We start from the raw sequence: 7,170 nt of genomic DNA on the forward strand, positions 1-7,170 counted from the left end.
ATAAACCCGCTTCTGCTGCTCGACGATTAACAAGACCTTGAAGACGCTTTCCACCCGCTTTAGTCCATCTTTGCAATTCGGCTGGCACAGCTTCATAATCACCTTTATTCAGCTTTTTAAGGAGTGTAGAGTTGCAAAATGCTGTTGTCCCTACATTATAACAAAAAGACACTAATGCTGCGAATTGCTCATCTGTTAAAGAAACCGTAACAGCTTGTTCAACACTCCTCTCAAATTGTTTTAAATCTCGACAAAGAATATCTTCTGCTGTCTTTTCAGTGATATTCATGTTTTTATGAACAATAGGTTTTCCAGCAGCACTTGTATGACCATAACCAATTGTCCATATCCCAATGGGGTCTTGATAAGCGTGCAAACGCAAGCCTTCCCATTGCTTGATTAACATAAGCCCTTCTTTGGATATTTTGCGCATATTCTTCCCTCCATAAAAAAAGCCCTGCAAAAAGCAGAGCTGAATGACAGATTAAAATTTAACTTCTTTCCCGCCTTAATGACAGAAAGATGTAAGATTTAAGATAAAGTTAAGCTACTTTTTTAAGTGGATTTTCTAAAACCCGTTTTGCTTCTGCAATTAACGCTTTGTAGTTTCTGTTTTCTTCTTCTAATTTAAAAGCTTCAATAAGATGTGCATGGATTGGTCCCAAAAGATACAAAGCCTTTTCGGCTGGTCTCATCCCATCCCAATAACGTGGTAAATCAAATCGCGTGTCGCGATCAACAGATTGGCTTTTTAACTTTTTCTCGTACTCAATGAAATAACGACGGGCTTGTCTACCCTTCTCATTCCTCTCAACCATGGAAAGCTCTTTTGCCATGTCTAAAGTGATGTGATATTCTATTGCTCTTCCACCGTTTTCTAAAATTTTAGAAAACGCTATAAAATCTTGATTTTTCTGAAAATTATATTCTTTTATACGATTTTTAATCCAGTCTGAAAATTTTGATGTAACTTCTAAAAATGTATGCAACTCACGTGCATCAATCGCTTGAACAGTTTCCTGTCCAATTGCTCGTTCTGATATTGATATGAGAGTCATTGTGAACTCCTTGTTGTTAAATGTTTTCTATTGACACTCTAAGAGAGTATCGGGCGCTAGAAAACACGGCAACAAGCCCGTCGTTATGCCTTCCCACGAGGGTATTGTATAGCATAACTACACCCGACAACGACATTATACGCGTGTAGAGTACAATGAGTCAAAGCCTTTAATGTGCGAAAAAAGATTGTTTCGGCAATCCATCCGCTTGTTGTTTTAAGGTGTTTTCTACGCACCTGAATCAACAATAGGCATGTTGTTATAGTATTGTCAAGTGATTTATCTCTTTTTTGTTCCTCTCAATCATGGCAAGCTCTTTTACCACAGTAGTACAAAACAGCATCACCTCATCTCTTCGCACATTTCTTATCAAAAAAGATAAAATGATAAAAAATTATTTAAGTATATTGCTTTAAAATATAACAATCATTATATATTTTTTGAAATTAAACTGTTTTTTAAAAAGGAATTCGTATATGCAATTTGTTGCATTTGAGTTTGAAAATTTCAAAGGAATTTCTGATCCTGTAAAAATAGATCTGAAAGATGGAAATTTATCTTTTCCTTTTGTTCTTATAGGAGAGAATGGGTCAGGGAAAACAACAATTTTTGATGGTATTTATCTGATTTATTGCCTCTTATCTGATGTGGAATCATTACCTTGTGCGCTTTCTTATCTTTACGCGCATAAATTAAACGGGAAAAAGAATACAATCATAACAGCATACCTCTCTTATAATGAAAGCGAAGAGAAAGAACTGAAAAAAATAAATGATATAATTGATAAAGATGCTTCCAACGATAATAGAATACTTAAAATATCTTTTTCTTGTAGTTATTATGGCATTATGGATCCTAAAATTTCTGAGTATGCTATATCAATTAATGATAAGATAATGCCACAAAACGGAGAAATTTTTAAATGGGTAGAAAACGCTATTCCTCATGTTATATATAATCATAGTTTTATGAATGATGGCAAATTTGATCGTACTCCAATCATATTTAATAAGAGCAGTCCTAGTAAAGAATTAACATTTGGGAATGGCGGCGCCATTTCTACGTTCTCCTCCCCCTTTTGGAAAAAAACTCTTAATGCTATCTTTATAGCATGTCGTTATAAAAATGATAATCATTGTGTATCTTGTAAAAATTTGAATGATTATACTGATTTTCAAAAAAATATGCTTAATTGTACCGATCAGGATACAGTTAAAAAAAATTTAAAATTAATGAATGATTATCTAAATTCAGCAATTGGAGAAAGTTTATCAGATATTAATAAAAGCAAAAAAAAATATAAATTAATTTTAGAACACCCTGCACATATTTTCCCTGACAATGTAGCTTTTCGTCTGCTTGTCGAGTCAAGTGATACAACTTTACCTTTGGAACAACAAAGCGCAGGGTTTCGTTCGTTAATTTGTTTTAAAATTCTTACCAACATTTATCCAGACGCGATCAGGAATAAAAATGGGATTATTTTTCTCTTAGATGAACCAGCGAATAATTTACATATTGGAGTACAAAAAACAATCTTGAATTCTTTAAATAACTTATCAAAAATTGAAAATAATAAAGTGATTTATTCAACTCACTCTTCTTTCCTTATTAATAAAGATGTATGCGAAAATATATTTCATTTATCTAACTGTTCTAGTATTACTTGTGAAAAAGTATTAGATCAAAAAATGCTCAAAGAAATATTTACGAAAGACGATGAAATATTTTCTGAATTTGTTACTGAAGAAAACGAATGGGAAAGCCTTTTAGATGCAAAGGTGTGAAAATTTTTTAGCGTTGTTTTGAAACGTTTGCGTTAATCGCATCTTTTTCACTGAAAGCTGTCATCTCTTTATATCTTTATGCTGACAATTTCTTCACGTTTAACAAAATAGTGTCGCGCTTGTTTCCTCTTCTCGCTATGCTCTACCATGGCGAGATCTTTTTTCATATCTGAAGCAAAATGACACTCTTTACGATTATGACCACCTCTATGTTTACTCCATAAAATTGTGGAGCAAAAAATCCCTCTTTTCACTCAAATTCATATTGAATTAAAAAATTCTATTTTTCCCATATGTGGTCAAATATCTCATCTCGTGTATACGTCATAGCATCTCTATCTTTTTTTAAAGACTGCCACATCTTAAAATACTCATTTCCAGATACACACTTTAAAATACAATAAAATGCAATAATAACAAATAACAGTTGGACAACTATAGTTGCCATTTTCCCATAAGCCATATTCCAATTATAATGTACACACAAACAATCCATATATTTTTCTATCCGCGGTATCGCTATAGCCTCCATCACAACAGCGAGCGCCACAACTTTATAAGACTCGCTCAAAGCTTTAGATCTTAAAGAATACACGTCTCCCTCTGTAAGCTCATACTTAACCACTTGATCACAATCTTTGAAATTGTCCTGTTTATCGGAAGAACTTTGCATAATGTTATGACAAGCTTCAATAAATTGCTAACACCCAGCCGTAAGCAAAATAAACTATCTTAATAAGTTTCATCTGTGTAATCGGAATGTTCTCTTCACGCCCTTTATCGAGAAAAAAGTTAGCTACTTGCTGGACTGTATACAGGGCAGGCCTTTTCTCACTCATAGCAACTCCTTCTAGCACATTACAATGTTACTTTTTTCTTTATAAAAAGAAAATTTTGACTAAACGCAGTTAGTAATAAAAGTTTCCTTTTTTAGTAATTTTTTACTATTAATTAATAATTTATTTTATTGATTTTATAGAATCACTTCGTTTTTAGTATATATTTCGCATTTGATTTTCAATCAAATTATACATTTTGATACAAATTAATTTTATAATTATTAATTCGCTCTACAATTTTTAAGCCGTTCTCTCACATATCCCTCTCATCCATATGAATAGCATCTTCTCCCTCATCATATGAAGCAGTGGAGGGAGCATTGGAGTCGATGATGTCATCCTTATCTGGTGTGGTATCGGCAACATTTCCCGCGGCATCTTCCTGCCCTTCATCAAAAAGTTCACAGTCTATTTGTGTTGTATAGCCTCCATTGGGAGCAAACTCATGTTTAACGCTTTTGATACGCCATTCGAAAGGGATGTAAGGTCTAAAGGGTGGTTCTTGAATAAGCTTTGCTTCTGCTTGGATGAGGGGGTTCCCACCCATCACACGAAAAGGATGATTTTCCACGTGATGACTTATTGCGATAAGAAGCAATCGCTGCAACAGCTTCTGATTGGTTGTGATAGGTATATTTTAATTCATGAAACGGTGCTTCACCAGATTTGACTTCCTTTTTCTCACCACTGCGTAAATCATGATAGCTGGCAATAACACCGCCCTTTTTTTCTTCCCCTTCTTTTATGGATGTTGATTCTGTCTCTTGCAGCTTAGGCAGTGTGGGGCTTTTGTTGGTATCACTCTCATCCATGTGAATAAAGTTTTCATCTTCCTCCATTTTTTCTGGTGCCCGTGCATCGGCAGCAGCTTTTTGATCGTCTCCAGCATCCATTTCTAAGCCATTGGCTGCCCCTGCTTCATCACGTGCGCTATATTTAAAATCCCAAGAGCTACACATTCTCTCATTGATGGAAACTATCGGAAGTGCCTCCCCCGTTATGGCTTTGCCAGCACCACGTTTGGCAAGCACCAGTTTCCCATCAACAGGCTTTGCAACAGCATCATATTCCGCAGCAAGGCGTGCAGCAAAAGCCATGTCACTTTCAGCCGTTTGATCAATGTGACGCACAACAATTTTGGCAAGTGTCGGATCAACTTTTGCTGTATATCCATTCCGTGCTGCGATCTCTTGAACAATACTACCTAATGTTTTTTGATGATAGGATTGGCTTTTGGGTGTTCTGTAAGATGTGTTCATCGCAGCAGAACGTCCCGTAACACTTAAAGTTTGCGGTGGGCTGCTTACCGATATTTCATCAATCAAGTACGTGCCCATATCCCGCACAGCTCCCCCTTCATAGCCAAGAATAATAGAAATCACTGTTCCAATTAAAGGAATATCCAAAAAACCATTGTCATTTGCCCGTGCACGATCATCAAGCTCTATGGTGATACGGTCGCTTTTGTCTTCTGCCTCATCCGTAATTTCAATCGACAAGACATAATCCATGAGAGCGTTTGTAATATCTTCGCCATTTGCCATAACTGTGCAAAAAGGCTTCATGATTTGCGTCCCCAAATTCTAATCACTGGTGTGGCTTTAGGATAGGGTAAAGAAGGCAAAACTATCCTTACCCCTGCTTTTAACAGAGCTCCATAATTTGCAAGACCATGATTAGCCGCATAAACACGTTCAACAGCCAATGCCTGTTGCCCTTTGGGGTAATATTTCCAGCAAATGGCATCAACCATATCCCCTTCTTCTGTAACGTAAAGATCACTCACCAAGCTTCTCCATCTTGACCATATTCTCTTAATTTCACGGTAAATTCTTGTTTTTGGGGTGTGCCATTTTTATGGAACACACTCTGCTTTTCCTCAACGGAAAGAATGACAAACTTCCCTAAAATCTTCCCCTGCCCCGTTACAAGGATATGCGCACCCTCATGCGCCATCTTGCGCAATCGTTCTATCTGTCCAGCCCCACCTTTAAAGTCTGGATACACCACCCCTGTTAAAGAAAATTCCGCATTGGCAACAGCTGGCAACTGAAGTGCTGCCTTGCGCCCCAATCGCCCCTGTTCTACCCACGGAATATCATAAGACATGTTGAGTGTTTGATAAGCTGCTGTTTCAACCGAAAAAATAAAACTTCCCAAAGCCAACATCATGGTGATTAATCCGAAAGGCTTGACGCTATAGCCAAGCGCTGCTGTTTGGCTTGACGTTCAAGGGCTTGATTAACCGCAGCATGAATTTCATCCGCAGAGCCTCTTCCCCCCGAAACATTCAAATTGCTAATAGTGATAGAAGCATCCACTTCAGCAGGCTTTTGAACCATAATCGGCTCGGAAGCATTCAAAGCTTGAATTTTTGCCGCTTCAACGGAGTTTATATGCGTGCTGCTGTTGCGTTGTTGAGGTGGGGTGTTCGTAACAACAGTTGCATCGGTTATTCTTTTTGCACGTGTACTCGTTTCTTCGGTAAGATTTTTAATCGTCTCAGTTGAACTTTTATCGATTGTAGCGCTAAACCCAAGCTTTTCTTTCATCCAGCTAGGCATCCAGCTCGTTAATTTTTTAATCGCACCGCTAAGCCAATTATACATTGTCTGCCACGCGCTTTTCATGCCCTCCCACAGCCCACTAATCAGATTGGCACCTGCTTCAACGAGGTTAAAATCACAAAACCAATCAATAAATTCACTGATTGTGCTGGCAAGAGAATCCCACAACACACCAAGAGATGCCATGATTTGATCCCAATTGTCATAGAGAAAGCGTCCAGCTGCTACAAGCGCTTTAACACCGACAATAATCGCACCGATCGGTGTGGCTATCAAAGCAATAAGACGAGGAAACTTCCCAAAACGTTTGACAAGAGAATCCCATAACCCACGAAAATATCCTTTTATCTGATCCCAGTACTTATAAAGCAGATATCCAATAGCAATAAGCGCTGCAATCGCACCAAGTATCCAGCCTACGGGCGTAGTCATTATAGCAGCCCCAAGTGTGATAAACGTGGTGCTCAGTGCAACTAAGGATGCAATGAGGGGACCAAAAATGAATGCGCTAAGTGCCACAAGACCAACCTTAAACAGGCTTATTTCACCAATCAATGGTTCCATCCATTTAAACCACCCCTTGATTTTTTCGGTGATCTCACTGATATTTTGTCTTAAATCAGAAGTAGGATCACACAAAGCCTTCAAGACATCTTTTAAGGCTTTCGCCCACTTTGTGACGGTTGTTTGAATGAGATCACGGTTTTCATCAATCAATGCTGAAAAAGCATCAATCAAATCATTGAGAACTGGCATGAAACGCGCACCAATAAAACTGGCAATCCCACCTAATTGGCTTTTAAAGGCACCAAGCTTGTCACTTAAATTTGCTGCATACTCTGCAACATCGGCACCTATCATCCACTTTCCTTTTCGCGCATCTGCAAAGAGGTCTTTTATTTTTCCCATGCCTTGCGAG

The 7,170-nt window shown here is 37.7% G+C and carries 7 protein-coding genes and 2 pseudogenes; 1 reads left to right on the forward strand and 8 read right to left on the reverse strand.

Going from position 1 to position 7,170, the window contains the following annotated elements:
* Nucleotides 1–433 (reverse strand): lysozyme (locus ACMFKV_RS06760; RefSeq protein ID WP_413154856.1); only part of this gene is annotated, 433 nt, incomplete at its 3' end.
* Nucleotides 434–542: 109 nt separating this feature from the next.
* Entirely contained in the window at nucleotides 543–1,058 is a 516-nt protein-coding gene (locus tag ACMFKV_RS06765) for an antA/AntB antirepressor family protein (RefSeq protein ID WP_413154857.1), read from the reverse strand.
* 476 nt (nucleotides 1,059–1,534) lie between these two features.
* Between ACMFKV_RS06765 and ACMFKV_RS06770 the strand changes: the two genes are divergently transcribed.
* Nucleotides 1,535–2,845 (forward strand): AAA family ATPase, encoded by a 1,311-nt coding sequence (locus tag ACMFKV_RS06770; protein WP_413154858.1) that lies wholly within the window; start codon nucleotides 1,535–1,537, stop codon nucleotides 2,843–2,845.
* A 280-nt stretch (nucleotides 2,846–3,125) separates the two neighbouring features.
* On the opposite strand, the gene ACMFKV_RS06775 is transcribed toward ACMFKV_RS06770, so the two are convergent.
* From ACMFKV_RS06775 to ACMFKV_RS06800, 6 genes and pseudogenes are all read right to left on the reverse strand, one after another.
* Entirely contained in the window at nucleotides 3,126–3,440 is a 315-nt protein-coding gene (locus ACMFKV_RS06775; RefSeq protein WP_413154859.1) for a hypothetical protein, read from the reverse strand.
* A 94-nt stretch (nucleotides 3,441–3,534) separates the two neighbouring features.
* On the reverse strand, nucleotides 3,535–3,684 hold the full coding sequence (locus tag ACMFKV_RS06780; protein WP_413154860.1) for a Panacea domain-containing protein: 150 nt from the start codon (nucleotides 3,682–3,684) through the stop codon (nucleotides 3,535–3,537).
* A 253-nt stretch (nucleotides 3,685–3,937) separates the two neighbouring features.
* Nucleotides 3,938–5,249 (reverse strand): annotated as a pseudogene (locus tag ACMFKV_RS06785) (phage late control D family protein).
* The gene (locus ACMFKV_RS06790; protein ID WP_336288541.1) at nucleotides 5,246–5,470 is read right to left on the reverse strand and encodes a tail protein X; all 225 of its coding nucleotides are present in this window, start codon (nucleotides 5,468–5,470) and stop codon (nucleotides 5,246–5,248) included. Before ACMFKV_RS06790 ends, ACMFKV_RS06785 begins: the two are co-directional and overlap by 4 nt.
* Entirely contained in the window at nucleotides 5,467–5,856 is a 390-nt protein-coding gene (locus ACMFKV_RS06795) for a phage tail protein (RefSeq protein ID WP_413154861.1), read from the reverse strand. Before ACMFKV_RS06795 ends, ACMFKV_RS06790 begins: the two co-directional genes overlap by 4 nt.
* A 5-nt stretch (nucleotides 5,857–5,861) precedes the next feature.
* Nucleotides 5,862–7,170: pseudogene (locus ACMFKV_RS06800) on the reverse strand (phage tail protein); the annotation flags it as partial.

The organism is Bartonella propinqua (genome assembly GCF_047263965.1).
Lineage (GTDB): Bacteria > Pseudomonadota > Alphaproteobacteria > Rhizobiales > Rhizobiaceae > Bartonella.

Excerpts from the sequence above, each read along its gene's own strand:
- ACMFKV_RS06765 (WP_413154857.1), bottom strand. The coding sequence starts at position 1,058 with ATGACTCTCATATCAATATCAGAACGAGCAATTGGACAGGAAACTGTT.
- ACMFKV_RS06770 (WP_413154858.1), top strand. The coding sequence starts at position 1,535 with ATGCAATTTGTTGCATTTGAGTTTGAAAATTTCAAAGGAATTTCTGAT.
- ACMFKV_RS06780 (WP_413154860.1), bottom strand. The coding sequence starts at position 3,684 with ATGAGTGAGAAAAGGCCTGCCCTGTATACAGTCCAGCAAGTAGCTAAC.
- ACMFKV_RS06795 (WP_413154861.1), bottom strand. The coding sequence starts at position 5,856 with ATGATGTTGGCTTTGGGAAGTTTTATTTTTTCGGTTGAAACAGCAGCT.